The 25,189-nt window shown below is 48.2% G+C and carries 32 protein-coding genes and 1 pseudogene; 26 read left to right on the forward strand and 7 right to left on the reverse strand.

Features of this window, described 5'->3' with window-relative positions:
* Positions 1-98 precede the first annotated feature (98 nt).
* Together spo0A and GON05_RS15430 are read left to right on the forward strand one after the other, a co-directional pair.
* The gene (gene spo0A / locus GON05_RS15425) at positions 99-902 is read left to right on the forward strand and encodes a sporulation transcription factor Spo0A (protein WP_157319935.1); all 804 of its coding nucleotides are present in this window, start codon (positions 99-101) and stop codon (positions 900-902) included.
* A 101-nt stretch (positions 903-1,003) separates the two neighbouring features.
* A complete protein-coding gene (locus tag GON05_RS15430; RefSeq protein WP_157319936.1) occupies positions 1,004-1,231 on the forward strand; it encodes a helix-turn-helix domain-containing protein in 228 nt (75 codons plus the stop codon).
* Positions 1,232-1,304: 73 nt separating this feature from the next.
* On the opposite strand, the gene GON05_RS15435 is transcribed toward GON05_RS15430, so the two are convergent.
* Entirely contained in the window at positions 1,305-1,397 is a 93-nt protein-coding gene (locus GON05_RS15435) for a YjcZ family sporulation protein (RefSeq protein WP_145655433.1), read from the reverse strand.
* A gap of 202 nt (positions 1,398-1,599) precedes the next feature.
* Between GON05_RS15435 and GON05_RS15440 the strand changes: the two genes are divergently transcribed.
* From GON05_RS15440 to GON05_RS15455, 4 genes are all read left to right on the forward strand, one after another.
* The gene (locus GON05_RS15440) at positions 1,600-2,694 is read left to right on the forward strand and encodes an MBL fold metallo-hydrolase (protein ID WP_246239163.1); all 1,095 of its coding nucleotides are present in this window, start codon (positions 1,600-1,602) and stop codon (positions 2,692-2,694) included.
* 89 nt (positions 2,695-2,783) lie between these two features.
* Positions 2,784-3,209: a hypothetical protein gene (locus GON05_RS15445; protein ID WP_127449678.1), complete on the forward strand. Its 426-nt coding sequence runs from the start codon at positions 2,784-2,786 to the stop codon at positions 3,207-3,209.
* 122 nt (positions 3,210-3,331) lie between these two features.
* Positions 3,332-3,562, forward strand: coding sequence for a hypothetical protein (locus GON05_RS15450; RefSeq protein ID WP_157319937.1), 231 nt, complete (start codon positions 3,332-3,334; stop codon positions 3,560-3,562).
* Positions 3,555-4,964 carry a cobyrinic acid a,c-diamide synthase CobB gene (locus GON05_RS15455; protein ID WP_157319938.1) on the forward strand — a complete coding sequence of 470 codons (1,410 nt, stop codon included), beginning with the start codon at positions 3,555-3,557 and terminating at the stop codon, positions 4,962-4,964. The genes GON05_RS15450 and GON05_RS15455 overlap by 8 nt, the downstream gene beginning before the upstream one ends.
* A 41-nt stretch (positions 4,965-5,005) precedes the next feature.
* On the opposite strand, the gene GON05_RS15460 is transcribed toward GON05_RS15455, so the two are convergent.
* Positions 5,006-5,272, reverse strand: coding sequence for a hypothetical protein (locus GON05_RS15460; RefSeq protein WP_127449685.1), 267 nt, complete (start codon positions 5,270-5,272; stop codon positions 5,006-5,008).
* 102 nt (positions 5,273-5,374) lie between these two features.
* Between GON05_RS15460 and GON05_RS15465 the strand changes: the two genes are divergently transcribed.
* Complete coding sequence (locus tag GON05_RS15465) at positions 5,375-5,614, forward strand: hypothetical protein (protein WP_127449687.1); 240 nt, start codon at positions 5,375-5,377, stop codon at positions 5,612-5,614.
* Here GON05_RS15465 and GON05_RS15470 read toward each other — a convergent pair.
* Positions 5,581-5,814 (reverse strand): hypothetical protein, encoded by a 234-nt coding sequence (locus GON05_RS15470; RefSeq protein ID WP_157319939.1) that lies wholly within the window; start codon positions 5,812-5,814, stop codon positions 5,581-5,583. The genes GON05_RS15465 and GON05_RS15470 overlap by 34 nt on opposite strands.
* Before the next feature lie 125 nt (positions 5,815-5,939).
* On the opposite strand from GON05_RS15470, the gene GON05_RS15475 reads away from it, so the two are divergent.
* The gene (locus tag GON05_RS15475) at positions 5,940-6,119 is read left to right on the forward strand and encodes a hypothetical protein (protein WP_157319940.1); all 180 of its coding nucleotides are present in this window, start codon (positions 5,940-5,942) and stop codon (positions 6,117-6,119) included.
* Positions 6,120-6,191: 72 nt separating this feature from the next.
* Here GON05_RS15475 and GON05_RS15480 read toward each other — a convergent pair whose 3' ends face one another.
* Positions 6,192-6,377, reverse strand: a complete 186-nt coding sequence (locus GON05_RS15480; protein WP_157319941.1) for a hypothetical protein — start codon at positions 6,375-6,377, stop codon at positions 6,192-6,194.
* A 121-nt stretch (positions 6,378-6,498) separates the two neighbouring features.
* Between GON05_RS15480 and steA the strand changes: the two genes are divergently transcribed.
* From steA to GON05_RS15495, 3 genes are read left to right on the forward strand one after another with little or no spacing between them, the layout of a single operon-like run.
* Positions 6,499-7,659: a putative cytokinetic ring protein SteA gene (gene steA / locus GON05_RS15485; RefSeq protein ID WP_157319942.1), complete on the forward strand. Its 1,161-nt coding sequence runs from the start codon at positions 6,499-6,501 to the stop codon at positions 7,657-7,659.
* Positions 7,656-8,387, forward strand: a complete 732-nt coding sequence (locus GON05_RS15490; RefSeq protein WP_157319943.1) for a glycosyltransferase family 2 protein — start codon at positions 7,656-7,658, stop codon at positions 8,385-8,387. Before steA ends, GON05_RS15490 begins: the two co-directional genes overlap by 4 nt.
* A complete protein-coding gene (locus tag GON05_RS15495) occupies positions 8,357-9,247 on the forward strand; it encodes a hypothetical protein (protein WP_157319944.1) in 891 nt (296 codons plus the stop codon). The genes GON05_RS15490 and GON05_RS15495 overlap by 31 nt, the downstream gene beginning before the upstream one ends.
* A gap of 17 nt (positions 9,248-9,264) precedes the next feature.
* Here GON05_RS15495 and GON05_RS15500 read toward each other — a convergent pair whose 3' ends face one another.
* Entirely contained in the window at positions 9,265-9,522 is a 258-nt protein-coding gene (locus GON05_RS15500) for a DUF2627 domain-containing protein (protein ID WP_127458219.1), read from the reverse strand.
* Between the two features lie 157 nt (positions 9,523-9,679).
* Between GON05_RS15500 and lpdA the strand changes: the two genes are divergently transcribed.
* From lpdA to GON05_RS15520, 4 genes are all read left to right on the forward strand, one after another.
* Entirely contained in the window at positions 9,680-11,104 is a 1,425-nt protein-coding gene (gene lpdA, locus GON05_RS15505) for a dihydrolipoyl dehydrogenase (protein ID WP_157319945.1), read from the forward strand.
* Positions 11,105-11,209: 105 nt separating this feature from the next.
* Complete coding sequence (locus GON05_RS15510) at positions 11,210-12,220, forward strand: thiamine pyrophosphate-dependent dehydrogenase E1 component subunit alpha (RefSeq protein WP_127458221.1); 1,011 nt, start codon at positions 11,210-11,212, stop codon at positions 12,218-12,220.
* A gap of 3 nt (positions 12,221-12,223) precedes the next feature.
* Positions 12,224-13,204: an alpha-ketoacid dehydrogenase subunit beta gene (locus tag GON05_RS15515; RefSeq protein WP_157319946.1), complete on the forward strand. Its 981-nt coding sequence runs from the start codon at positions 12,224-12,226 to the stop codon at positions 13,202-13,204.
* A gap of 67 nt (positions 13,205-13,271) precedes the next feature.
* Complete coding sequence (locus GON05_RS15520; protein WP_157319947.1) at positions 13,272-14,642, forward strand: dihydrolipoamide acetyltransferase family protein; 1,371 nt, start codon at positions 13,272-13,274, stop codon at positions 14,640-14,642.
* 1 nt (position 14,643) lies between these two features.
* Here the strand turns inward: GON05_RS15520 and prli42 are convergent, their stop codons facing one another.
* Entirely contained in the window at positions 14,644-14,748 is a 105-nt protein-coding gene (gene prli42 / locus GON05_RS15525) for a stressosome-associated protein Prli42 (RefSeq protein WP_307719957.1), read from the reverse strand.
* Positions 14,749-14,821: 73 nt separating this feature from the next.
* Here prli42 and GON05_RS15530 point away from each other — a divergent pair, with 73 nt between their 5' ends.
* Entirely contained in the window at positions 14,822-15,952 is a 1,131-nt protein-coding gene (locus tag GON05_RS15530; RefSeq protein WP_157319948.1) for a M20/M25/M40 family metallo-hydrolase, read from the forward strand.
* 131 nt (positions 15,953-16,083) lie between these two features.
* Entirely contained in the window at positions 16,084-17,217 is a 1,134-nt protein-coding gene (locus tag GON05_RS15535) for a DUF3866 family protein (RefSeq protein ID WP_157319949.1), read from the forward strand.
* A gap of 34 nt (positions 17,218-17,251) precedes the next feature.
* On the opposite strand, the pseudogene mciZ reads toward GON05_RS15535, so the two are convergent.
* Positions 17,252-17,317: pseudogene (gene mciZ, locus GON05_RS40075) on the reverse strand (Z-ring formation inhibitor MciZ); the annotation flags it as partial.
* 102 nt (positions 17,318-17,419) lie between these two features.
* Between mciZ and GON05_RS15545 the strand changes: the two are divergent.
* The 9 genes from GON05_RS15545 to GON05_RS15585 all read left to right on the forward strand — a co-directional run bounded on the left by GON05_RS15545 (position 17,420) and on the right by GON05_RS15585 (position 25,175).
* Positions 17,420-17,974, forward strand: coding sequence for an NUDIX hydrolase (locus tag GON05_RS15545; RefSeq protein WP_157319951.1), 555 nt, complete (start codon positions 17,420-17,422; stop codon positions 17,972-17,974).
* Position 17,975: 1 nt separating this feature from the next.
* Positions 17,976-19,154, forward strand: coding sequence for an endonuclease Q family protein (locus GON05_RS15550; protein WP_157319952.1), 1,179 nt, complete (start codon positions 17,976-17,978; stop codon positions 19,152-19,154).
* A 63-nt stretch (positions 19,155-19,217) separates the two neighbouring features.
* A complete protein-coding gene (gene spoIIM / locus GON05_RS15555; RefSeq protein ID WP_309492296.1) occupies positions 19,218-19,859 on the forward strand; it encodes a stage II sporulation protein M in 642 nt (213 codons plus the stop codon).
* Positions 19,860-19,964: 105 nt separating this feature from the next.
* Positions 19,965-20,450, forward strand: a complete 486-nt coding sequence (gene fur, locus GON05_RS15560) for a ferric iron uptake transcriptional regulator (RefSeq protein WP_127458229.1) — start codon at positions 19,965-19,967, stop codon at positions 20,448-20,450.
* 167 nt (positions 20,451-20,617) lie between these two features.
* Complete coding sequence (gene ald / locus GON05_RS15565) at positions 20,618-21,748, forward strand: alanine dehydrogenase (protein ID WP_157319953.1); 1,131 nt, start codon at positions 20,618-20,620, stop codon at positions 21,746-21,748.
* 59 nt (positions 21,749-21,807) lie between these two features.
* Complete coding sequence (locus tag GON05_RS15570) at positions 21,808-22,047, forward strand: DUF4227 family protein (protein ID WP_157319954.1); 240 nt, start codon at positions 21,808-21,810, stop codon at positions 22,045-22,047.
* A 77-nt stretch (positions 22,048-22,124) separates the two neighbouring features.
* Positions 22,125-23,021 (forward strand): site-specific tyrosine recombinase XerD, encoded by an 897-nt coding sequence (gene xerD, locus GON05_RS15575; RefSeq protein WP_157320054.1) that lies wholly within the window; start codon positions 22,125-22,127, stop codon positions 23,019-23,021.
* A gap of 114 nt (positions 23,022-23,135) precedes the next feature.
* A complete protein-coding gene (gene deoB, locus GON05_RS15580; protein WP_181646558.1) occupies positions 23,136-24,308 on the forward strand; it encodes a phosphopentomutase in 1,173 nt (390 codons plus the stop codon).
* 39 nt (positions 24,309-24,347) lie between these two features.
* Entirely contained in the window at positions 24,348-25,175 is an 828-nt protein-coding gene (locus tag GON05_RS15585; RefSeq protein WP_157319955.1) for a purine-nucleoside phosphorylase, read from the forward strand.
* Positions 25,176-25,189: the final 14 nt, after the last annotated feature.

Here is a 25,189-nt window from a genome sequence, read left to right on the forward strand (position 1 = left end):
AATAATATTCGACAGAAGGAATTTAAGTTGGGGTGTCGAATACCTTTCTTAAGAGAGAAATAACCAAACCTGCCCAGTAGCTAAAGGAGGATTTTACGTTGCAAAAAATTCAAGTTTTACTAGCCGACGATAACCGTGAGTTTACCCATTTATTATCCGAGTTCATTGGTGAGCAAGAGGATATGGAAATTGTAGGGGTTGCGTACAACGGTAATGAAGTTCTTCGTTTTCTCGAACAACAACGCGAATTACCTGACGTACTCATTTTAGATATTATTATGCCTCATCTGGACGGTTTGGGTGTACTCGAAAAAATGAGGGAAATGAACCTCCCTACACAACCCAAGATCATCATGTTGACAGCGTTCGGTCAGGAAAACATTACGCAAAAGGCTGTACAGCTTGGAGCTTCTTATTACATACTAAAGCCTTTTGACATGGAAACGTTAACGAATCGAATTCGCCAGCTGGTCGGCAATACGCAAACCAATGCGACAACCTCCTCGGCTTCAACACCTCGCGCGAATGTCGTACATATGCCTAAAGGAAAAAATTTGGACGCAAATATCACAAGCATCATACATGAAATCGGCGTTCCTGCACATATTAAAGGATATCAATATCTTCGCGAAGCGATTACGATGGTGTATAATAACATCGAAATTCTAGGCGCGATCACCAAAACCCTCTACCCAGCCATCGCTGAAAAGTACAAAACGACGCCTAGCCGCGTTGAGCGCGCGATTCGTCATGCGATTGAAGTCGCTTGGACGCGCGGCAACATCGACAGCATTTCCTTTATTTTTGGCTACACGATTAATATCTCGAAATCGAAGCCGACGAATAGCGAATTTATCGCGATGGTGGCGGATAAGCTCAGAATTGAGCATAAGGTTTCTTGAGACAGTTAGGATCTTTATAACCGTATATGGACCCAATGAACCAATTTGGTTTATTGGGTTTTATTGTTTCTTACAACGAGATGAAGCGGAGGATTTTATCAATGAAATATGAACTTGGCAGGTGTCTACTAAGTGAGCGTTTGCAAGAAAAGGGGATGTCGATGGAGGAATTAGCACAAGTTTTGCATTATAAGCCGGAGAAGCTCTCTGATTTCGTGGAAAATAAACGAATTATGCCACTCAAGTCGGCAATTTCGATTGCCGTTACTTTGGGTTGCGAAGTAAATGATTTATATGAATTAATCACAAGCGAGTCCGCCGTGAATTAAATAAAAAGCGCAATCTGCAGATGGAATGTCAGAAAGACTACCTATCAAGTAGGTAGCCTTTCCGTAAGTTTAATTACCAAACGAATGCGCTAGTGATGATTACCAGCAAAATGAAAAGTACCAAGATTGCTGCTGAAGAATTATACCCACCAGTTCCACAACTCATCCGAATCAACCTCCAACTGAGATTTGGTTTGTGTTTCGAGATAGCTTATGACTATTTTTAAATGAATGTTTGGGCGAGAGGACTGATTGTGCTTTTGTCCCGAATTGCAAAAAAATTGGAACCAAACTTTGCAAATTTACGTTATACATCTAAGTCAAAACATACTAACCACCGTAAGGTAAAGCTTGGAGGCGCGAAGAAGTTGTTATTAACATTAGTGATTGTTGTGATGCTTATTGTTGTTATTGTGCTAGTTTTGTATGGATATCCGGTTTTTGGACGACGGCCTTCCAAGGAAAAAGCGTTGAAATTATCGCGTTCTCCCCAATTTGTTCAAGGGAAATTTCAAAATCCTGCTCCAGCCATGATGGAGATGAACTTAAAAACAACATTGGGTATTTTGCGTGATTTTACCAAAAGCGCCCCTAATCGTCGACCGTCCACTCCCTTGGTTATGGATGCCCCACTTCTTCAAAAGGATACCGAAACAAAAGTAACATGGTTTGGCCATTCCGCGTCACTGCTCACAATCGATGGAAAGGCCCTTTTACTCGATCCTATGTTTGGCCGGGCTCCATCCCCTTTTCCTTGGTTTGGGAAGGGAAGATATAGCGGCGGATTGCCTTTTGAAGTTGCTGAACTGCCTGTCATTGACGCCGTCGTGTTATCTCATGATCACTATGACCACCTGGATTACGGCACTATTCTGAAAATTAAGCACAAAGTAAATAAATTTCTGGTCCCGCTAGGGGTTGGAGGCCATTTGGAACGCTGGGGTGTGCCACCTGAAAAAATCGCGGAATACGATTGGTGGGATGAGTTCACCTATGATGGGCTGACATTTGCTTGTACGCCAGCGACGCATTTTTCAGGAAGAAGCATGACAGACCGTGGGGCTACACTCTGGTGTTCCTGGGTAATCAAAGGCGAGCAATCGAATGTATTTTTCAGCGGAGACAGCGGGTATTCCCCTCATTTTGAAGCGATTGGCCGGAAGTATGGCCCTTTCGATGTTACATTAATGGAATGCGGCCAATATGATAAACGCTGGGCTGATATTCATATGCTTCCTGAAGAGACTGTACAAGCCCATCAGGATGTGAAAGGAAAGCTGCTCATTCCCATTCACTGGGGAGCTTTCACCTTAGCGCTGCATGATTGGTTCGATCCGGTTGAGCGGGCAGTGAAAGCGGCACATGGAAATCACGTCCGAATCGCAACGCCGAAAATCGGCCAAACCGTGCGTATTCATGCAGATGAAGTACCGAACACCGCTTGGTGGAAGATGCGCGGGTAATCGCCAGGTTGGTAAGAAACTGGATACTGGGTCTTCAGCATGGTATGATGGGTAGATCTAGACAAGTAATCAGGAGAGAAGAATAATTTATGGTTGAGCAAAAAAGTGAAAGAAAATTTCATTTCCTGGGCGTGCTGTTAGGCGTCGCGGTTGATAATGTGGGGACTTTGGTATCAACCGTTTTATTTGGCAGCCTATACTTTGGAAGTAACCCGGTGAACGAGCAGGATATTAGCACATTTTATTCAAATGTCATGCTTTTACTGTTGTTTTTAGTCATTGGCCTTTTCTGGTCGTTTCTTGGCGGGTATGTCGCTGCCAGGGTAGCGAAACGTGCGGAATATTTTAATGCGGCATGTATTGGTGTCATTGGGGCGGCGATCGGGTTCGATTCGATGCTGAGCAATAACGGTATCCCATTATGGTATGAGCTGATTGGCTTCTTCGCGATCGTGCCGGTCTCGCTGTTAGGCGGTTATCTGGCATTGAAGAGGAAAAAGGCGCCATTGAAATGAATATGGTTTTCAGAAGAGACTTGGGTAGGGTTCGTTTACCGAGTCTTTTCTTTTTGGATTTTAGATCAAGAAATAAGTTATACTAGGAAACATGAATTTATTAGTTTGAGAGGAATCCAACCATGCCTAAATATGCAAATGCAAGTGCGGAAGCAACTGAATTTTTGCGCCAGAAAACAGGAAGCAGCCAGCTCGAATGCTACACGTATATTGACCCGGATCGGGCGGAAGACAGTTTTTTTATCGTTAAAACGAGCAACAAAGTCACTCATGTGTCTTTCTCGGAAATAACCTATGAAGCGAGCAGCTATCAAAGTTTACTAGAGGGGCTTTATCGGGCTGTCTATGAATAAAAGCGTGACACGTAGAATGGTTATTGCGGGAACGGGCAGCGGTGTAGGCAAAACTACGCTAGCAATTGGCATCATGGCCGCACTACAAAAACGCGGGCTGGAGGTTCAAGGATTTAAATGCGGTCCCGACTATATTGATCCGACTTATCATACAGCCGTGACAGGCAGGCCTTCCCGCAATTTGGATTCATGGATGGTAGGCCGTGAAGGGGTAAAGGAATTATTTGTTCGCGGCAGCAACGGCTCCGATATTTCGATTATCGAAGGCGTCATGGGGATGTTTGATGGAAAAGATCCAGCAACCGATGAAGGAAGTACGGCTGACATTGGCCGAATTCTCGGTGCTCCTGTCGTTCTCATTGTGAATATTGCGAGCATGGCCAGAAGCGCAGCGGCAATTGTCAAGGGCTTTCAGCAATTTGGGCAAGGCGACAACATCGTTGGAGTCATTGCCAATCGTGCTGGTAGTGAAGCGCATTATAAGATGGTGAAGCAAGCAATCGAGCAGGAATGCGGCATTCCTGTCCTTGGCTGGATGCCTCGTGATGCGAGCATTGAGCTGCCGGAGAGACACCTAGGGCTTGTCCCATCGATCGAGAGAGGCGAGCTGCAGCCCTTTTTTGACAAGTTGGCTGATCAGGTAGCCGCTACCGTGAACTTGGACCAACTGCTTGAAGTGGCAGCGGCAAAACCGGTTGAAAGTCAGCCGCGGCTGTTTTCTGATGCAAATCCAGGTGCGCGTAAGCGTGTGAGAATTGCGGTAGCTAAGGATGCCGCATTTCACTTTTATTACCCGGAGAACCTCGAACTATTGGAGGAGGGAGGCGCGCAATGCGTGTTCTTCTCACCTCTTGCAGGCGAGGAGGTTCCGTTGGATGCGGATGGCTTATATCTCGGAGGCGGGTTTCCAGAAGAATTTGCTGACCGTCTGGGAGCTGATGAGGGGGTAAAAGCGTCTTTCCGCAATCGCATTGCGGAAGGTCTTCCAACGTTGGCGGAATGCGGCGGCTTCATGTATTTAACTCAGCAAATTGTAGATACGACAGGAAATGCTTTTAACATGGTAGGAATTGTTCCTGGGAAAGTGACCATGCAAAAGAAGTTAGCGGCATTAGGCTACCGTGAAATTACGGGTACGAATGAAGCCAACTTCTTACTCTCACCCGGGGCAAAAGCATGTGGACATGAGTTTCACTATTCCACTTTTGAACCGGCGGAGGGAGCGGTTATACCGCCAGCTTTTCAATCGAGTGGACGCATGGGGATTCGAACAGATGGATATGCGAGCGGGAGCCTTGTGGCCGGCTACACGCATTTACATTTCGCTTCGAATCCGGGGATTGTAGAAAAATGGATCCGCGCCTGCGAACAATATAAAAGCGAGAAAAAGCAAAATGGTTGATCAGGATTTCCTCCTGACCAACCATTTTCTAGATGCAGCACTTATTTTATGAGAGTTAAAGCTTGATCTGCGATGGATTCTTTGTACCGGTCTAGGCAGTTGCAAAGGTAATCTTTGCGGCAGATCGGGCAAGGTTCTTTCATCAATCTATTCAGGTCGGTCACTCTGCCGATTCCGGTTTCGGAATCTCTTTCAAAGAATAAACGGCATTTGTTCCGGTCTTTCAATGAAACGACCACTTCGAAAAGACCATTTTTTTTATTATCACTAACGATTGTTGCGTCTACTACTTGCGGATCATAAGCCATTAGTAATTCCTCCTACTAGCATGCCCTTATCTTTATTAGCTTGGGCGCGTTAGTATATTATATAAATAAAAAAGATTTTATTCAATAGGAGGCCTTAAGCCGGTGATAATCGATTATTGTGAGCAGGAAATCGTGGAGGGCAAGATGCAGCTCCATATCGGACTACAGTTCGAGGATGAGCCTGATTCTTTATATGTAGCTGAGTTGGCGGTGGATGATGACGGAGTTGTCACGGAGTGGAAGCTGTTTTTTAACGGATTTGATTGTAAGTATACGTTTCGTCCTGATGAGAAGGAAGCATGCATCCGTTATGCAGCTGAACAGGGCATTACGATTACATGAAAAAAGGAATCGTCCCCATGGTGATGGTTCAAATTCCTTGATTTGTGTTTATGCAGCTGTTTGGCTTGCAATTCTTTCAAGCTTGGGGTCTTTTTGGATACGGGATTAACGCCGTTCCAGTGAAGACGTTGAATGGCAGGATCAAGTTTACCTTCTCGTAAATGGCGCTGCCGCTGCTTTTGCGCTTGCGATTTGGACATGGGATTTTCCTCTTTTCGTTGTAGAATATTCGTAGTACTTCTTCATTCTAAATATTCATGGGAGCAGTCGCAATGGAAAGTTTTTTTAAAATGAAAATAGATCTGAATCTAAGAGGGTGAGTTATTTGCGGATCAGCATTCAATTGGCTGTGGCCGGCGACATGGTGAAGCAAGATGTGTTGGAAATCGCTGAACATAAGCTAGGGGAAATGACAGAGGAAGAAATAGAGAGCGCGATTGAAATCAAGATCAGAACTTGGGTCGACCGCATGATCCAGGTGGAATGGGAAGTAATCGAGGAATAACGGTGAAAAAATAGCTCCGAGTTTGGCATGAGTTCTGCCTCTCGGAGCTTTACTATGTATGTCTATGTATGTTTAGTGAACGATATTGCCCACTCCTGTCTTTTGCAAGGCGTGTTCCCAGCTTGGGTAGTAATACAGGGCGTTTTTCATAAGATCAGGATGCAGCTTTTTCACATTTTTCTTGGCTAGTGATTCCCCTGTGCTGTGAAGCTGCACAATATGGCCTAGCACTTCCTCTGCACTCATGTTTAGCTCCATGGATGTTAATCTCCTTTCCTCAAGAATATAACCTCAATGCTTGCCATTAACTGCGCATATTATACATAGAATTTCATGGCAGAGGGCAAAATAGACGTATCTATAGACGAAAGGAAAGTCGGTGTCTATTTTGAATTGGTCCTCGCTGTCATTGTTTTCTTCTAAGCCGCTGCCGCAGTGCAGAGGGAAAATTAGCGCAGGAGCGATCACGAAAGTACTGCTTCGTGATTTACCCCCTGGACGCATTGTCGTGCTCCGGCATCGTGACCTCGATGAAGTAGCCGCTCAAGAGCTTATCGATCAGAAAGTCAAGGCTGTCATTAATTGCGATCTGACAATGAGTGGGAGGTATCCGACTCTAGGTCCTCTTATGCTGCTTCAAGAACAAATTCCGATTTGGGAAGCAGATGCCGCTGTATTCGAAGCTTTCAAGACTAATTCGGAAATTTCGGTTTATGAGGATCGGATCCTAATGGAGGATCAAGTGATTCCTTGCAGCCCTTTTACACGTGAAAAATGGCTTTGCATGCAGCAGCAAGCGAATGAACGGACGACGCAATTGATGGAGCATTTCATTGATAATACGTTATCTTACGCCATGCGTGAAATGCATGCGGTGATGGAGCCGCTCCCGCAGATTGCTATCCAAACGAATTTGGAAGATAAGCATGTGTTGATTGTTTCCAGAGGAAAAGGGTATAAGAAGGATTTGCTTGCCGCAAAAGCTTATATTGCTGAAGTAAAGCCGGTGTTGATCGGGGTGGATGGCGGGGCGGACGCTCTTCTCGAGTGTGGCTACTTGCCTCATTTAATCGTTGGCGATATGGACAGCGTGACAGATAAGGCGCTCTCCTGCGGCGCTGAAATTGTTGTGCATGCTTATGCGGATGGAACCGCGCCGGGACTTTCGCGAATCGAAGATTTGGGGCTGTCCGCCCATGTGCTTCCATGTTTTGGTACAAGCGAGGATATGGCGCTGTTGTTTGCTTATGAGAAAAGGTGTGAAGTGTTAGTCACGGTAGGCGCGCGCACGCATATGATTGATTTTCTGGAAAAAGGGAGAGCAGGCATGGGGAGCACGCTCCTGGTCAGAATGAAAGTCGGGGCGCGATTGGTGGACATCAAGAGCATAGGCATCCTATATAAGTCTCGTGGTTGGACGAAAGAGATTAGCTCAACTTTGTTGCTTTCCCTATTTTTTATCGCATTGAGTCTATTCCAATTGCATTGGATCGTGAAGCGGGTCGCCCATGTCGTATGGAAACTCGGAGGTGAAGGATGAAACCTTACATATCCATTATCATTCCTGCTTGGAATGAGGAGGGAAGCATTGAACATACGCTGCGGCACCTGCAGGATCACGTGGATCTGATGTACAATCCGGGAATGAGAATTGAAATTATCGTGGTGGATGACGGGAGCTGCGATAAAACTTATGAAGCCGCTTGGCCGTGGGCGGACAAGCTGATTAAGCACGATCGCCGATGCGGGAAGGGGGCGGCGATGCAGTCAGGCGTCGCCGAAGCCAGGGGCGATCTGCTGCTCTTTCTGGATGCCGACCTGCGGGCTACGGCTGGGCGGGCGCTCGTGCTCATCGAGCCGCTGCTGCGGCACGAAGCGGACATGGCGATCGCGAAGCTGCCGCCGCCCCGCACCAAAGCCGGCTTCGGCTTGGTGAAGGGCTTAGCCCGCCGCGGCATCCGCCGACTCAGCGGCTATGAGACCGAAGCTCCCTTGTCCGGCCAGCGCGCTGTGCGCGCGGATCGGCTGCGGGAGCTTGGGGAGCTTCGGCGCGGCTTCGGCGTGGAAGTCGCGCTAACCATCGATGCGGCGCGGCGCGGCCTGCGCATCGTGGAGCTGGACGTGCCAATCACGCACCGGGAAACGGGGCGGGATTGGCACGGATTCATGCATCGCGGCAAGCAATTTGCCGCGGTCAGCTTGGCGCTGCTGTCTCGCTGGAAGGAGAGGAAGCAGCTATGGTACTCATCGGATCGCTCCTCGATCTGATGGTGATTGCGGCAGCCGGGCGATGGCTGCTGCCGCACGTTTTGAGGTTCCTGGAGGGCCATAGTCAAGTTGAAACGAACTATGCCGGACAGGTGGTCCCGCGCGGGTTGGGGGCGCTGCTGTGGCTGCTTCTATGGCTGCAGGAGCTTATTCTACAATTGGTCAATCGCGTTATTGCCTATTGGCAGATAGGCCCTTTGGCGAGGATGGAATTACTTGAAACGAACCATCAGGTGTTTGTTTTTGCAGCCAGCCTCATATTCTTGCTGGGTTGGACGGATGATCTAATCGGCAGCAAAGCAGTGAAAGGTTTAAAAGGACATTATCGTTATTGGAAAGAAACGAAAACGTTCTCCATGGGAGCCGTCAAGGCGCTAGGAATCGCCACGGCTGCGGGATGGCTGGCATTGTCGGCCGAAAACGGACAAACCCCTATCTGGTGGATAGGGGGGCAGATGCTTTTGCTTATGCTGATGACGAACGCTTTGAACTTGCTTGATGTGCGTCCTGGGCGTTCGCTGAAGTTTTTTTTCACAGGTGTAGTGACTGTAGTGGTTGTATCCTTATGGTTGGCGGGCTGTAGCATCCCTCTAGCTTTTCCTATATGGCCAGTATGCCTGGGAGGTTATTTGGTATATGGCATGGATGTTCGAGGCAAGGGCATGCTGGGGGACGCCGGAGCGAATCTGCTTGGATTTACGCTTGGATATACCGTCATCATGACCCTTCCTTGGGAGATGCAATGTCTGATTGTGATCGTGCTCATCTTGCTGCATAAACAGGCTGAAGTGAGCTCCATTACCGCTCTGATCGAGCGTAACCGATTCTTAAATTGGCTAGACCGTCTAGGCCGGACTTGAGAAATTGAGGGTCCGGTCTATTTGCGCCGTTTGGCTTTAAATCTGGGAGCCAGATAATTGCGTTTGCGGTCGCGGAAGAAAGTCCATCCACCAATAAAAGCGACACCCAATAGAAATAGAATTAGGCCTAGTAAAAATTTCCCCCAAAGCATGTGGCCGTCCGTGTCGAACTGTGCGAAAAAAGCGTCTTTCATGGAGAGAAATCCATAAGTTGCTGTCAAACCGGGAATAACGAGTAGAAGAATGGCAATAAATCGGTAAAATGGTGCTTTCATAGCTGCTCCTTACATCTAGGGATCATAGTATTTCTATCATCATACTCTGAAACGGTTTGCCTGTCTAATTCACAAATAAGACTATGATTTCCGATCCAAAAAAGGGTAATATAGTAGAGACTATGATGGCACAGAAGGCAATAGGAGGAATTATATAATGAGTGAACATAGATATGATGTTGTTGTACTAGGCGGCGGAATTGGCGGTTACACGGCTGCTATCCGGGCTGCTCAGCTAGGGAAAACGGTGGCGGTTGTTGAAAGAGAGAAGCTGGGTGGCACTTGTTTGCACCAAGGCTGTATTCCAAGCAAAGCCTTGCTTCGAAGCGCCGAAGTTTATGCAACTATGAAAAAAAGCGAGGAATACGGGATCACTGCAGGCTCTCTTGAACTCAAGTTCGAGAATGTGATTGCACGCAAGCAGCGTATCGTTGATCAACTCCACCAAGGGCTGCAATTCCTGATGAAGAAAAATAAAATTACCGTTCATTACGGAAATGGACGTATCATCGGTCCTTCGATTTTCTCGCCACGCAGTGGAGCCGTATCTGTTGAGAAAGAAGACGGCGATATCGAAACACTGCTTTCGAGCAATTTGGTGATCGCGACCGGCTCCAAACCTCGCAGCTTGCCAGGGCTTGAGATTGACGGCACACACATTATGACAAGCGAAGATGCGCTGCGGATGAACGAGCTTCCGAAGTCAATCATCATCATTGGAGGCGGCGTGATTGGTGTCGAGTGGGCTTCGATGCTGCGTGATTTCGGTGTTGAGGTGACAATTGTCGAGTATGAGAAACGGTTAGTAAGTCTGGAGGACGGCGATATCTCCAAGGAGCTTGAGCGCTTGTTAAAAAAGCGCGGCATTAACTTGGTGACTGGTGCAAAAGTGCTGCCTGACTCTGTGAAGATCGCGGAGGGTTCGGTCACGCTACAAGCGGACAAGCAAGGCGAGCTGATCGAGCTGCAAGCTGATAAAGTACTTGTTTCTGTTGGTCGAGCAGCCAATATTGAGGGCATCGGACTTGAAAACACAGATATCAAAGTAGATAAAGGCGTCATTCGTGTGAATCGTTATATGCAAACAACGGAATCCCACATTTATGCGGTCGGCGATGTGATTGGCGGGTTAATGTTGGCGCATATGGCAGGGCATGAAGGAATTCTTGCTTCAGAACATATCGCAGGTCAAACACCTCACGAGCTTCAGGCGCATCTGGTCCCTAAATGTACATATACGAGACCTGAAATTGCCAGCGTAGGGTATACGGAGCAGCAAGCAATCGATCTTGGTCATCAAATAAAAGTGGGCAAATTCAGCTTTAAAGGGATTGGGAAAGCGCTTGTTTACGGCGATAGCGACGGCTTCGTGAAAGTGATTGCCGACAGTGTGACCAATGACATTCTCGGTGTGCATATGATCGGACCGCATGTGACGAATTCCATTACCGAAGCGGCTTTGGCTCAGGTGCTGAACGCGACGCCTTGGGAAGTCGGACAAACGATTCATCCGCATCCTACTTTGTCCGAAGCTTTAGGCGAGGCTATGCTTGCTGTGGATGGAATTGCCATTAGCGGATAAAAAATTGTAATCATAAGCGTTTGCGTTTATAATAAGCTTATAGAGTCAAGTCTTAGGACCAGGTAATAAGAATAGCATCTAAATTATTTTAAGGAGGCAACCTCCATGTCCATTGGTCAGCTTTATAAGCATAGAACATTAGGGTTATCTGACGAAGTCGTTATTCGTATGTATAGAGTCATGAGTCTTGCGGCTAAATATGATGAACGTGCTTTTATGCTTCAGCGTGCGGGCAAAATTCCTTTCCACGTTTCCGGGATGGGGCAATATGCAGGTCAAGTAGGGATGGCTTTCGCCATGGAAGCCAAAAAAGATTATTTCCTGCCTTATTATCGTGATTATGCGTTTGTTCTTGCGGTTGGTATGACCGTGAAGGATCTTATGCTTGCCGTATTCTGTAAAGCAGAGGATGTTAATAGCGGCGGCAGACAGATGGCGGGTCATTTCGGTGACCGGAAAAATCATATCGTCACAGCATCTTCTCCTGTAACGACGCAAGTCCCTCATGCTGCAGGTATTGCGCTTGCCGCCAAAATGAAAAAGCAAGATTTGGTTACTTACGTCTCTTTCGGAGAAGGCTCCAGCAACCAGGGAGATTTCCACGAAGGGTGCAACTTTGCCGGGGTACATAAACTGCCTGTCATTTTTGTTTGTGAAAATAATCAATACGCCATTTCGGTTCCCCTTCATAAACAAGTAGCCGGAAAAATTTCAGATCGCGCACTTGGATATGGTTTCCCGGGCGTTCAAGTCGACGGCAGCGATGTTTTGGAAATGTATCGTGTTACCAAGGAAGCAAGAGATCGCGCAGCTCGCGGAGAAGGTCCAACCCTGATCGAAATGATGTCTTATCGTCTGATGCCGCACTCCACTTCCGATGATGATATGCTGTACCGCACGAAAGAAGAAGTTGAGGAAAATCGTCAAAAAGACGGAATTGTCAAGTTCAAAGAATATTTGATGGAGTGCGGTCTATGGAGCGATGAGCAGGATCGTGAGCTTCAGGAAGAACTTAAGCAAGAGATTAACGAAGCTACGAAATACGCGGATCAAGCTCCATATCCGAAGCCGGAAGATACGCTTCGCCACGTTTACGCAGAAGGAGATGACCACTAATTTATGGCAGTCATTACTTATTTGGAAGCTATCCGATCTGCGATGCAGGAGGAAATGCAAGGCGACGACAATGTTTTCGTCCTCGGTGAAGACGTTGGCAAAGGCGGTGTCTTGAACACCACCAAAGGGCTTCGCGATCAGTTTGGAGAAGATCGCGTGTTGGATACACCGCTTGCGGAATCCGCTATCGTCGGTGTAGCAATCGGTGCGGCAATGTACGGCATGAAGCCGATTGCCGAAATTCAATTCGCCGATTTCATCTTCCCGGCGACAAATCAAATTCTAAGCGAAGCGGCGAAAATCCGCTATCGCTCCAATAACGACTGGTCTTGCCCGATTGTGATTCGTGCGCCTTACGGGGCGACCGGCGCAGGCGCCTTGTACCATTCCCAGTGTCCGGAATCGGTTTTCTTCGGCACGCCGGGTTTGAAAATCGTCGCGCCTTCCAATCCGTATGATGCGAAGGGATTGCTCAAGGCAGCGATCCGTGATGCGGATCCCGTGCTGTTCTTCGAGCATAAGAAGGCGTATCTTGCGCTGACCGCTGATGTGCCGGAAGAGGACTACATCGTGCCGATCGGCAAAGCGGACGTGAAGCGCCAAGGTACGGACATTACGGTCATCGCTTACGGGATGGTCGTGAATTTTGCACTGCAAGCCGCTGAGGAGCTTGCGAAGGAAGGTATTTCTTGCCACGTGCTGGATTTGCGAACTTTGCAGCCTTTGGACAAAGAGGCAATCCTGGAAGCTGTGAGAAAGACGGGCAAGGTGCTCATCACGCATGAAGATAACAAAACAGGCGGCGTTGGCGCCGAAGTGTCCGCCATCATCGCCGAAGAACTGCTGTTTGAACTTGATGCACCGATCGCTCGACTTTGCGGACCGGACGCACCGGCTGTGGGCAGCAACCCTCCTATGGAGAAGTTCTTCTTGCTCAATAGCGATAAGCTGAAGGAAGCTATGCGCCAGCTTGCCATGTTTTAATCGCTTTACAATTCCTTTGGTCTAATTTTATGCCATTGATCATTTCCTGAACTTAGGAGGTACACCCATGAACCAAACGAACGGTCGACTCACAGAGGTAACGGTTCCGCATTTAGCGGAAAGCCTCGTATCGGCTACAATCGGCAAATGGCTGAAAAAGCCAGGCGATTATATCGAGCAATATGACGTACTCTGTGAGCTTTTCACAGAGAAAGTAAATACAGAAATGCCTTCACCGATTGAAGGCACCTTAGTGAAAATTATTGTCGGCGACGGTGAAACTGCGGCTGTCGGCGAGGCCATTTGTTTGATCGAGGAGTCGGCAGGAGCAGCAGTTGGTTCGCCTGCTGCTGCTGCGGAACAGGCGGGGAGCACGAGTGTGTTCGTGCCGGAAGAAGGCAGTGACCAAAGCATGCGCGGCCGTTATTCACCGGCAGTTCAGCGCCTGGCCCAAGAGAACAACGTAGATTTATCACGTGTGCCTGGGACAGGGCTTGGCGGAAGAATTACGCGCAAGGATGTTGAGCAATTCGTCGCAGGTGGCGGCTCCAAATCGGCTCCTGCAGCTGCGGCTGCGGCTGTTCATGTGAATCAGCAAGCAGCACCGGCAGCAAGCAGTGCGCCGGCTCCGCAAGTTGAGACGCAGCCTGCCAATCTGCCAGTGCGCAGCTCCGGCATCCATCTCTCTGCGAACCCACAAACGCCGCTCATTGAAGCGGAAGGTCATTCGCTCGACTCGCGCAATGAGCACTTCATTGATGTAACGCCAATTCGTAATGCCATTGCTACTCGCATGCGCCAAAGTGTAACGGAAATCCCGCATGCATGGACGATGATCGAAGTGGATGTTACGAATCTCGTGGTACTGCGGAATAAAGTGAAGGACGACTTTATGCGCCGCGAGGGCATTAATTTAACCTATTTGGCTTTCATGATGAAAGCGGTCGTGAATGCGATTAAAGATTACCCGATTATCAACTCGGTATGGGCCGTAGATAAAATTATCGTGAAACGCGATATTAATATCTCTCTGTCCGTAGGGACGGAAGATTCGGTTATGACGCCAGTGATCAAGAAGGCGGATCAAAAGAATATCGCCGGACTGGCCAGAGAAATTGATGAATTGACGAAGAAGACGCGTGCCGGCAAGTTGTCCTTGAATGATATGGTTGGCGGAACGTTCACGGTTAACAACACAGGCTCCTTCGGTTCGATTCTGTCTTATCCGATCATTAACTACCCGCAAGCAGCCATTGTGACCTTCGAATCGATTGTGAAGAAGCCTGTCGTTATTCAAGATATGATCGCAGTCCGCTCTATGGTTAACCTGTGTCTGTCGCTTGATCACCGCATTCTGGATGGTGTGATCTGTGGTAGGTTCCTGCAGAGAGTCAAAGAAAATTTGGAAAGTTACAATGCCGATACAAAAATTTATTAAACTAGGAATCAAAAAATAATCCGGCAGTAAACAATATGCTCGATAGCAGCATGGTGATGAGCATTACGTAAATCACGACTTTAAACCAACGTCTATTCTGCAACATGAAGAGTCACTCCTTTATCGTAAAAGCTTGTACCGTATTATTGTAACCCATAGTGAGTATCGGAGGAAAGTACATGATTCAGCAAAACCGTTTAGTGGAAGAATTCATATCACTCGTTCAAGTAGACAGTGAAACACGCTTTGAGCAAGAAATCTGTGTGGTGCTGAAAGAGAAGTTCAGTCAATTAGGCTTAAAGGTCGTTGAAGATGATTCGATGGCAAAAAGCGGTCACGGATCAGGCAATTTGATCTGTACATTGGAAGCGACGGACAGCAATGCCGCAATACCGACGATTTTCTTCACATCGCACATGGATACCGTTGCTCCTGGCAAAGGCATCAAGCCACAAATTGGCGAAGATGGTTACATCCGCAGCGACGGAACTACAATCCTAGGTAGTGACGACAAAGCAGGGATCGCTGCTATGCTCGAAGGTATTCAAGTGCTTAAGGAGCAAAACATTCCTCATGGCCGTATTCAATTCGTTATTACGGCAGGGGAAGAAAGCGGCCTGAAAGGTGCCCGTGCCATGGATCGCAGCATGATGGAAGCCGAATTCGGCTTCGCACTGGATTCCAATGGCAGCATCGGTGATATTGCTACTGCAGCGCCGGGACGTGCGGAAATCGAGATCATTTTCCATGGCAAATCAGCGCACGCAGGCGTTAATCCGGAAGATGGCATCAGTGCCATCCAAGTTGCCTCCAAGGCTGTTTCGCGCATGTCGCTTGGTCGCATTGACAACGAAACAACGGCGAATATCGGCAGTTTCTCCGGCGTAGGTCCACTTAACGTTGTATGCGATAAAGTGAAGATGGAAGCGGAAGCTCGCAGCATTGTGCAGCATAAGCTGGAAGCGCAAATCGCTGCGATGAAAGAAGCTTGTGAATCCGCAGCGGCAGATGCAGGAACGACTTGCGAGTTTAACGCAGACATCGTTTATGCTTCTTATATGCATGATGACTCTGCTCCAATCGTTCAGCTTACTTCCAGAGCGTTGTCTACGCTTGGATTAACAGCTCGCACGTTCCACTCCGGTGGCGGCAGCGATGCGAACATCTTTAACGGCATGGGGATTCCAACGGTGAATCTTGCCGTTGGTTACCACGAAATTCATACGACCAAAGAGCATATCGCCATTAGCGATTTGGTCAAAACGGCTGAATTGGTCGTTGCTCTTGTGAAAGAAGCTGCAAAGGTTTAAAACGATAGATACCGATTAGTTGATGCCAAATGTTATGTTGGCGCGCTAATCGGTTTTTTTGATAATAAGCTTAACTCTGCGCTAAGTCACATATGCTGCAAGAAGTAACGAGCTGCAAGGGGGAGATAGGGATGCTGAGGCGGGCGGAAGGCAAGGTAAGCACGATCATTTCGGTTAGGGAAGGGCTGCAGGTCGTCTGTGTGATCATGCGGCATAGCGGCAAGGAGGAGCGCGCTGTCCATTATACCGATAGTTCACCGCCGCTTCGTCCCGGTGATGTGGTTATTCTGAATGTAACGGCTGAGGAGCTTGGATTAGGCTCAGGAGGTTATCACATCGTCCTCCCTGCTGACGCAATGGACAGTGATCTCCCTGATGCTGAACGTTTATCCGATGGACATATTATGAAACTCAAATACACCCCGTTGCAGCGGAGTGTGCTTGCTGTGGAGGAAGAGAACAGCAGGTTTCATCCTCTTTTTCAAAAGGAGAAAACGCTGGAGGGGATGCCTGTCTTGCTTGGGGAATTACACAGTATGCTTCCTGTGGCGCTGTGTTGGCTTCGATACCGTGAGCAGCAGCTGAATCAGCCGAATCAGCCGGTAAAAATGGCGAGGAACGTTGCCTATATCATGACGGACGGCGGCGCTCTCCCGCTAGCTTGGAGTCAGCATATCGCACAACTGGAGGCCATGGGGTGGCTTCAAAGCACAATAACGTATGGTCAGGCTTATGGTGGGAAGTTGGAGGCAGTGAACAAATTTAGCGCGTTGATTGCTGCTAAACATGCTGCCAAAGCGGACATATGTCTCGTAACGATGGGACCTGGGATTGTTGGGACAGGTACACGATACGGCTATTCCGGGATTGAAGTCGGTGAGCTCGTTAATGCCGTATACGCCTTAGGCGGGACTCCGATTGTGATTCCGCGCCTTTCTTTTGCCGATGAGCGGCCACGGCATCGAGGGATTAGCCATCATACCCTAACAGCTTTGGAGCTTGCTGCGAGATGTCCGGCTATCCTGCCTTTTCCGCAAAATATTGCTGAGGAATATGCGATCATTCAAGAGCAACTGAACCGTTTGGAGACGCATCAAATCAGGATGATGCCATCTGTATCGGCGGAGCAAATCGCGGAGTCCTTACGCCCATATCCGCTGCCGATTACCTCGATGGGAAGGGGATTATGGCAGGATCCTGCTTATTTCCAAGGCGTGTGCGCTGCGGTGGATTGTGCAATCCAGCTGCATAATCGATCAACGTGATGTTCGGCCCGCCTTGCTGCACCATGAGCTCAAGTTGGCGTTTGATTTCCCAGGCTTTTCCCACCAGACGAATTTGTTTTTCCGCGATATAGCTCTTCATATCGATCTTCCTCTTTTCCGGTTGAAATTTGATATAATGATCGATATGCAAAAGTAGGACAAGTTATGCCATTTTAGAAATTGATGAGGATGAGGTGTCGAAATGACCGTACATAAGAAATTCGAAGAGGTTACTGTACAAACGGAATCCATTTATAAAGGCAGAATCATATCCCTTCAGCTAGATACTGTTACTCTGCCAAACGGGGAAACGGCAACGAGAGAAATCGTGAGGCACCCTGGTGCCGTAGCGGTCATTCCATTGATTGGGGATAAAATGATCGTCGTGGAGCAGTATCGAAAACCATTGGAGAAAAGTCAGGTTGAAATCCCGGCGGGCAAACTGGATGCAGGGGAAGAACCGTTGAAAGCGGCTTTACGCGAGTTGGAGGAAGAAACGGGATACCGATCTGACAACGTGAGGTTGGTGAGCTCCTTTTACACGTCCCCGGGATTTGCTGATGAAATTATTCATCTCTATATCGCGGAAGATTTGGTCAAAGGAGACGCCAATCCGGATGAGGATGAATTTCTGGAATGTGAAGCCATTACCCTGGAGCAAGCTCAGCAGTATATGCGGGAAGGGCGTATCAGCGACGCGAAAACCATTATGGCTGTGTACGCTTGGCAGCTATACAAGTTAACGGGCCAGATCTAAGATGAAGTCTTATTACGTAGACCTTCATATTCATATTGGACGAACGGAGAGCGGCCAAGCTGTTAAGATTAGCGCCGCGAATAACCTTACCTTTTTCAATATTGCCCATGAAGCGGCCGTTCGCAAAGGGATGGAGATCATCGGCATTATCGACTGCCATTCGCCTTCCGTGCAAAACGACATCCTGACCTATTTGGATCGTGGCGAGATGGTGGAACTGGAGGGCGGAGGTATCGGGTACCGGGATACAACCGTCTTGCTGGGAAGTGAGATTGAAGTCAGGGAACCTGGCATGGGGCCGGCACATTTATTAGCGTATATGCCCAATCTCGAGGTCATGCAGGGATTTACAAACTGGATGAAGGGGTACATGAAAAATGTAGAGCTCAGCTCACAGCGAATCTATGTGCCTGCGCGAGTCTTGCAGGAGGAGGTGCTTGGCAGGGGGGGAATCCTGATTCCCGCTCACATTTTCACACCTCACAAAAGCGTCTACGGCAGCGCAACGAGCAGGATGGAAAATCTGCTTGATCTGAAAGGTATCTCAGCTGTGGAGCTTGGACTAAGCGCCGATTCGGAGATGGCGGGACTGATTTCTGAGCTGGATCCTTTTACATTCATAACCAATTCAGATGCGCATTCGCTGGGTAAAATCGGGCGTGAGTATAACGAGATACAGTTAGCAGCGCCTACTTATGATGAGCTCGTTAAGGCGCTTCATCGCCAAGAAGGGCGTGGCGTGGTCGCAAATTACGGGTTGAATCCCCGGTTGGGCAAGTATCATAGAACCTACTGCTCCTTGTGTGAAGCCGTTCTAGATGAGCAAGAGGGCACAGTAGAGCGCTGCACAGATTGCGGCAGCAATAAAATCGTTCGAGGCGTTATGGATCGAATACTGGATTTGGCGGATCGCCAAGAGCCGTATCTGCCACCTTACAGGCCGGCGTATCATTTTCAAGTCCCACTGGAGTTTATCCCTGGGCTTGGTCCTAAGAAATTGAATCAATTGCTTCACCGTTTTGGAACGGAGATGAATGTGCTGCATCGCACAACGCAGGAAGAGCTGGTAAGTGAAGTAGGTGAAGAAATAGCCGCATACCTGGTCGGTGCGCGTGAAGGTACGCTTTCGCTTGAGGTTGGCGGAGGCGGCAGATATGGCAAAGTGAAAAATCGTTCATAGTTTCCAGCTCTCGCTCATAAGCTTGTCTTTGTAGAGGTTGTACACACGGGAGGAGCTGCGAGAGTGAATAGGAACCTAACGATGAAACAATATATGAAGGACAATTTGCCGCTGTTTATATTCGTCTCCGTACTCTTTCTCATTGGTGTTGTGTTCGGTGCTGTGATGGTTAATGCGCTTTCCTTGGAGCAAAAGCAGGAAATGACGCGTCATTTGGGAAGCTTTTTCCATGAGATTAACGATGGCGGCGAATTTGACAGCAGGCAGTCATTCGTTCAATCTTTTGGCATGCACATGAAGTGGATTTTACTGATCTGGTTGTTTGGGTTGTCCGTGATTGGCCTTCCGCTCATCCTGGTTTTGGATTTCCTCAAGGGTGTGCTGATCGGCTTTACAGTTGGCTATCTGGTCGGTCAAATGTCCTGGAAAGGCATGTTGTTCGCGCTGGTTTCTGTAGCTCCGCAAAATTTGATCGTCATTCCGGCGATTCTCTTCTGTAGTGTTGCAGCGATGTCTTTTTCCATTTATATGATCAAAAATCGGTTTATGAGCCGTAATGGCAACATGTACCAACCCTTCATGCGGTTCACAACATTGACCTTGCTAATGGGTGTTTTCCTTCTTGGAGCAGCACTTTGGGAGGGATATGTGTCGCAATTGATGATGAAATGGGTCACGCCGATGCTGGTTCCGCTCTATGGATGACAGAAAACAACATGTTTCTGTTTGACTTTGTCAGTAAGCTCCCCCTATAATGAAAAGAGTGGCTAAAATTGGGCTTGGATGCCCACCTTTCTGAGGGGGAGGCATATGGAAGCAAGGATTGAGAAAATTAAGCAGCAGTTGCAATCCCAAGGGTACAAGCTTACCCCTCAACGGGAAGCGACTGTGCGTGTACTATTAGAAAATGAACAAGATCATCTAAGTGCCGAAGACGTGTTTATGCTTGTGAAGGATAAAGCTCCGGAAATCGGTCTGGCAACCGTGTACCGAACATTAGAGCTGCTGAGTGAGCTGCATGTCTTGGAGAAAATGAATTTTGGCGATGGCGTAGCTCGTTATGATTTGCGCGATGACAGCACACGTCACCATCACCATCATTTAATCTGCGTTCAATGCGGGACCGTGGACGAAATTATGGAAGACTGGCTCGGGCCTTTGGAAGAAAGGCTGGATAAGGATTTTCATTTTCAAGTACTGGATCATCGACTTGATTTTCAAGGTATATGCTATCGCTGTAACGAACGAGGGAAACCGGACTCATTGGACAAATCCAAAAATAACAGCGCGGAATAAGAGCTGTTTATACAAAGAAAATGCCTGTAAGCACATGTGGTGCGTACAGGCATTTTTGCTTATTTCTCATATACTGGATATTAGAAAATAGAATCTCCTTCCACATAATTGGACTGGAAGCATGGGTACATTATGACTAACGTTCATGAGAAAGAAGGTAGACGCGAATGACGGAGCAATTATTTGTGATCGGCGTCCCAAAGGAAATAAAAAATAATGAAAACCGCGTCGCTTTGACTCCCGGCGGAGCAACGACGCTTATTATGGCAGGACATAAAGTGCTCGTTGAAGCCGGTGCCGGAGCGGGCAGCGGGTTCAGCGACGAGGATTATGCCAAGGAAGGCGCCGTTCTTATAGCGGATGCCGCTGAGGTATGGGCACGCAGCGATATGATTATGAAAGTGAAAGAACCGCTACCCGCCGAATATGGCTATTTCCGCGAGGGACAGGTGCTTTTCACTTACTTGCATTTGGCTGCAGCGGGAGATTTGGCAGACCACCTGTTAAACAAGAAGGTGACTGGTGTTGCTTATGAAACGATTCAGCTCGCCAATGGATCGCTTCCTCTGCTAACGCCAATGAGCGAAGTTGCCGGTCGTATGTCCGTCCAGATCGGCGCTCATTTTCTGGAGAAGTTTTATGGCGGGCGCGGCATTTTATTGGGCGGCGTGCCAGGCGTACCGCCAGCGAATGTTGTCATCCTTGGTGGAGGCATTGTCGGGACCAACGCAGCCAAGATGGCGCTTGGTTTAGGAGCTAATGTCGCCATTATCGAACGGAGCGCGGATCGGATGCGTGCCTTGGACGATATTTTCGGTGGCCGGCTGAATACCTTGATGTCGAATCCGTTTAATATAGCAAGCGCCGTTGCCAAGGCGGATCTCTTGATCGGGGCCGTGCTTATTCCAGGAGCAAGAGCGCCAAGACTGGTGACAGAGGCGATGGTCAAAACGATGAAGCCTGGAGCTGTCATCGTGGATGTCGCCGTGGATCAAGGCGGTTCGATCGAAACGATCGACCGGGTGACTACGCATAGCAGCCCTACCTATGAAACACACGGCGTCGTGCATTATGCAGTAGCGAATATGCCCGGCGCAGTCCCACGCACTTCGACGCTTGCCTTGACGAACGTAACATTGCCCTACGCTTTGGAGCTTGCCAATAAAGGATTGACAGAGGCAATCACAGCTAATTACGCTCTGCAATTGGGGGTTAACACGTACAAAGGCAGCGTAACCCATCCAGCGGTTGCTGAAGCGCTGGGGATGCCGTATGTGAAGTTGTCCGATCTGTCATAAACAGGGCCTGAGCCTCATATCCTGTCCTAAAGAAAGGGACAGAAATGGGGACCTGGCCTATGATTTTTTCCTATCGAAAATTACTTGTTCGCTTGCGCTTTATGCTGCTTTTCATGATATTAACGGTTGTTTTGTATCAAGTGATGGTAGTACTCACCAGCTGGATAGAGCCTGTGAACCGCTATCGTGCGCCAGCAGGCAATTCGGTCAAGGTATTTGGACAGCATGAGCATGCATCGTTTCCGGAGTCAGATAAAATGAGTGACAGGCTGCGCTTATTTTATTGGTATGGTGAATAAAAGAGGAGTTCGGAGGTCCATCGTTGAATGCTATCTGTTAGAAATATGGCAGGTTAACGAAGGAGCTACATAACATGATGATGGTTGATTTGCAATCCTTCATCCGATTTTTGTCTGTAGAACGCGGACTATCCAAGAATACACTGGAATCTTACGAAAGAGACCTGCAGCAGTTTGTTAACTATTTAGAGCGGCAGGGGATTACAGCTTGGAAAGAAACAAGCAAAGCCAACATTGTGGGTTTCTTATCTCAATTGAAATTGTTAGGCAGAGCTACAGCTACTTTGTCTCGGAATCTTGTTTCGATCCGTGCTTTCTATCAGTATCTGGTGAGAGAACGTCTGGTGGACGCAGATCCGTCCCTTTTCATTGAAGCGCCTAAGCCCGAAAAAAAGCTGCCCAAGGTGCTTTCCGTCGAAGAGGTTGGCAAATTGCTGGATGCGCCTCATCTTGAGCTTGTGAGCGGCGTGCGCGATAAAGCGATGCTTGAACTGCTGTATGCAACGGGAATTCGCGTCTCCGAACTGATCTCGATGAACGTTGATGACGTTCAATTGCAACTTGGCTTCATTCGCTGTATGGGAAAAGGAAACAAAGAGCGTAATATCCCGCTTAGTTCAATCGCTATTCGCTGCTTATCCGCCTATATACATAAAGATCGCAAGAAATTGTTGAAGAAGTCGGCGGACGAAGAAGCTTTATTTATTGGACACTTAGGGACACGGATGACGAGACAGGGCTTTTGGAAAATTTTGAAAAGATATGCAAATGAGATGAAGATTGAAAGTGAAATCACACCTCATGCCTTGCGGCATTCTTTCGCTGCCCATTTGATCGAGAATGGCGCAGATTTAAGATCCGTCCAAGAGATGCTCGGACATTCCGATATTTCGTCTACACAGCTGTATGTACAAGTTACCAAGCTCAAAATGAAAGATGTTTACAACCGCGCTCATCCGAGAGCGAATATGTAAAGATGACAGCGGCGATTTCCTGAAGGAAAAGGGAAAGCTGCTGTTTTGCATTCATAGAGTGGAAATGCGATAATCAAGGGTGGATAACATTGTGAACAATTTGGAGGGACAAGTGTGCGCTTTGAACGAATAGGTTTAATCGTATTGGATAGCGTAGGCATCGGCGAATTACCGGATGCCAAAGCGTTTGGCGACACAGGCAGCCACACGCTTGGACATATCGCGGAGAGAGTGAGCGGATTCTCGCTTCCTAATTTGCAGCGGATGGGTCTGGGCAGTATCGCTGAGATAAAAGGCATCCCGGCAGACGACGCGCCAGAAGCTTATTATGGCAAAATGGCCGAGGTGTCGGTTGGAAAAGACACGATGACGGGGCATTGGGAATTGATGGGGTTACGAATTTCTACACCTTTTAACGTATATCCGGATGGATTCCCGGAAGCATTGATTTCGCAGTTTGAGCAGGAAACAGGGCGCAAGGTCATTGGAAATAAACCGGCCTCTGGCACAGAAATTCTTGACGAGCTTGGCGAAGAGCAGATGAAAACAGGGGCTTGGATCGTCTACACGTCGGCGGATAGCGTATTCCAGTTGGCAGCTCACGAAGATGTGATTCCACTTGAAGAGCTGTACCGCGCTTGTGAAATTGCGAGACGACTAACCCAAGGTGAATTTGCAGTTGGCCGAGTCATTGCGAGACCTTATGTCGGCCAGCCGGGCGCTTTCAAGCGTACGCCGAATCGGCATGACTATGCGGTGAAGCCGCCGGAGCCGACCGTGATGAATCACTTGAAGGACGCGGGATATGATGTCATTGCCATCGGAAAAATCAATGATATTTTTGACGGAGAGGGCGTCACGAAAGCAACATCCACAAAAAGCAATTTAGACGGCATACAGAAGACGATTGAAGTGCTTGGCGAGCCGTTCAAAGGGTTGGCTTTTACCAACCTTGTTGATTTTGACTCGTTATATGGTCATCGCCGCGACCCTGAAGGCTATGGCCGAGCTTTGGAGGAATTCGACAGCTTCGTACCGCAGCTCAAAGCGCAGCTAGGGCCAAAAGACCTGCTGATCCTTACAGCGGACCACGGCAACGATCCCGTGCACGCGGGAACAGACCATACACGCGAGTATGTGCCTATTTTGCTATACAGCCCGAGCTTTGAGGCTCCTGTTTCTCTAGGAATCCGTGGAACATTCGCTGACCTAGGGGCTACCATTGCCGATAATTTCGGCGTAAAACCTACAGATCAAGGCGAAAGTTTCCTGCATCTTCTCAAATAAAGCGACTGCCCAACTGAAAAAGCCAAGGAGGAATATAACATGTCAGAAACATCCATGATTCAAAAGATTCAAGAGGCTGCCGCCTTTATTTCGAATGAAACGAAAATTAAACCGCAAATCGGACTTATTTTAGGTTCAGGACTCGGTGTGCTTGCTGACCTAATCGAGCAGCCGATCGTCGTTGACTACTCGCGCATTCCGCACTTTCCGGTATCCACCGTTGAAGGTCATGCGGGGGAGTTGGTTGTTGGTACGATTAAAGGCAAGCAAGTATTGGTCATGAAAGGCCGCTTCCATGCCTATGAAGGGTATGGGGCTGAAACCGTATCGTTCCCTGTTCGCGTTATGAAAGAGCTGGGTGTGGAAACGTTGATCGTCACGAATGCAGCTGGAGGCATTAACGAGTCTTACCAAGTCGGCGATTTGATGGTTATCAGCGATCACTTGAATTTGACCTACCGCAATCCATTGATCGGACCCAATGATTCTGCACTGGGCGTTCGTTTCCCGGATATGTCGGAAGCGTACAGCAAACGTCTGCGTAAATTGGCGCATGATGTGGCGGCATCGCAAGATTTTAAACTGCAAGAAGGCGTTTATGTCGGATTGCTCGGACCTAACTATGAAACTCCGGCAGAGATACGTATGTTCCGTACACTGGGTGGTGACTCCGTAGGTATGTCTACTGTACCTGAAGTGATCGTGGCCCGTCATGCAGGCATTGAGGTGCTTGGTTTCTCCTGCATTTCCAATATGGCTTCCGGAATTTTGGACCAACCGCTTTCCCACGCAGAAGTGATGGAAACGACGGAGAAAGTTAAACCTAAGTTTTTGAAATTGGTACTGGGCATTATTGAGGCTATTTAATTACAAATTAAGGC

It is taken from the genome of Paenibacillus anseongensis, from assembly GCF_009757995.1.
Taxonomy (GTDB): Bacteria; Bacillota; Bacilli; order Paenibacillales; family NBRC-103111; genus Paenibacillus_E; species Paenibacillus_E chondroitinus.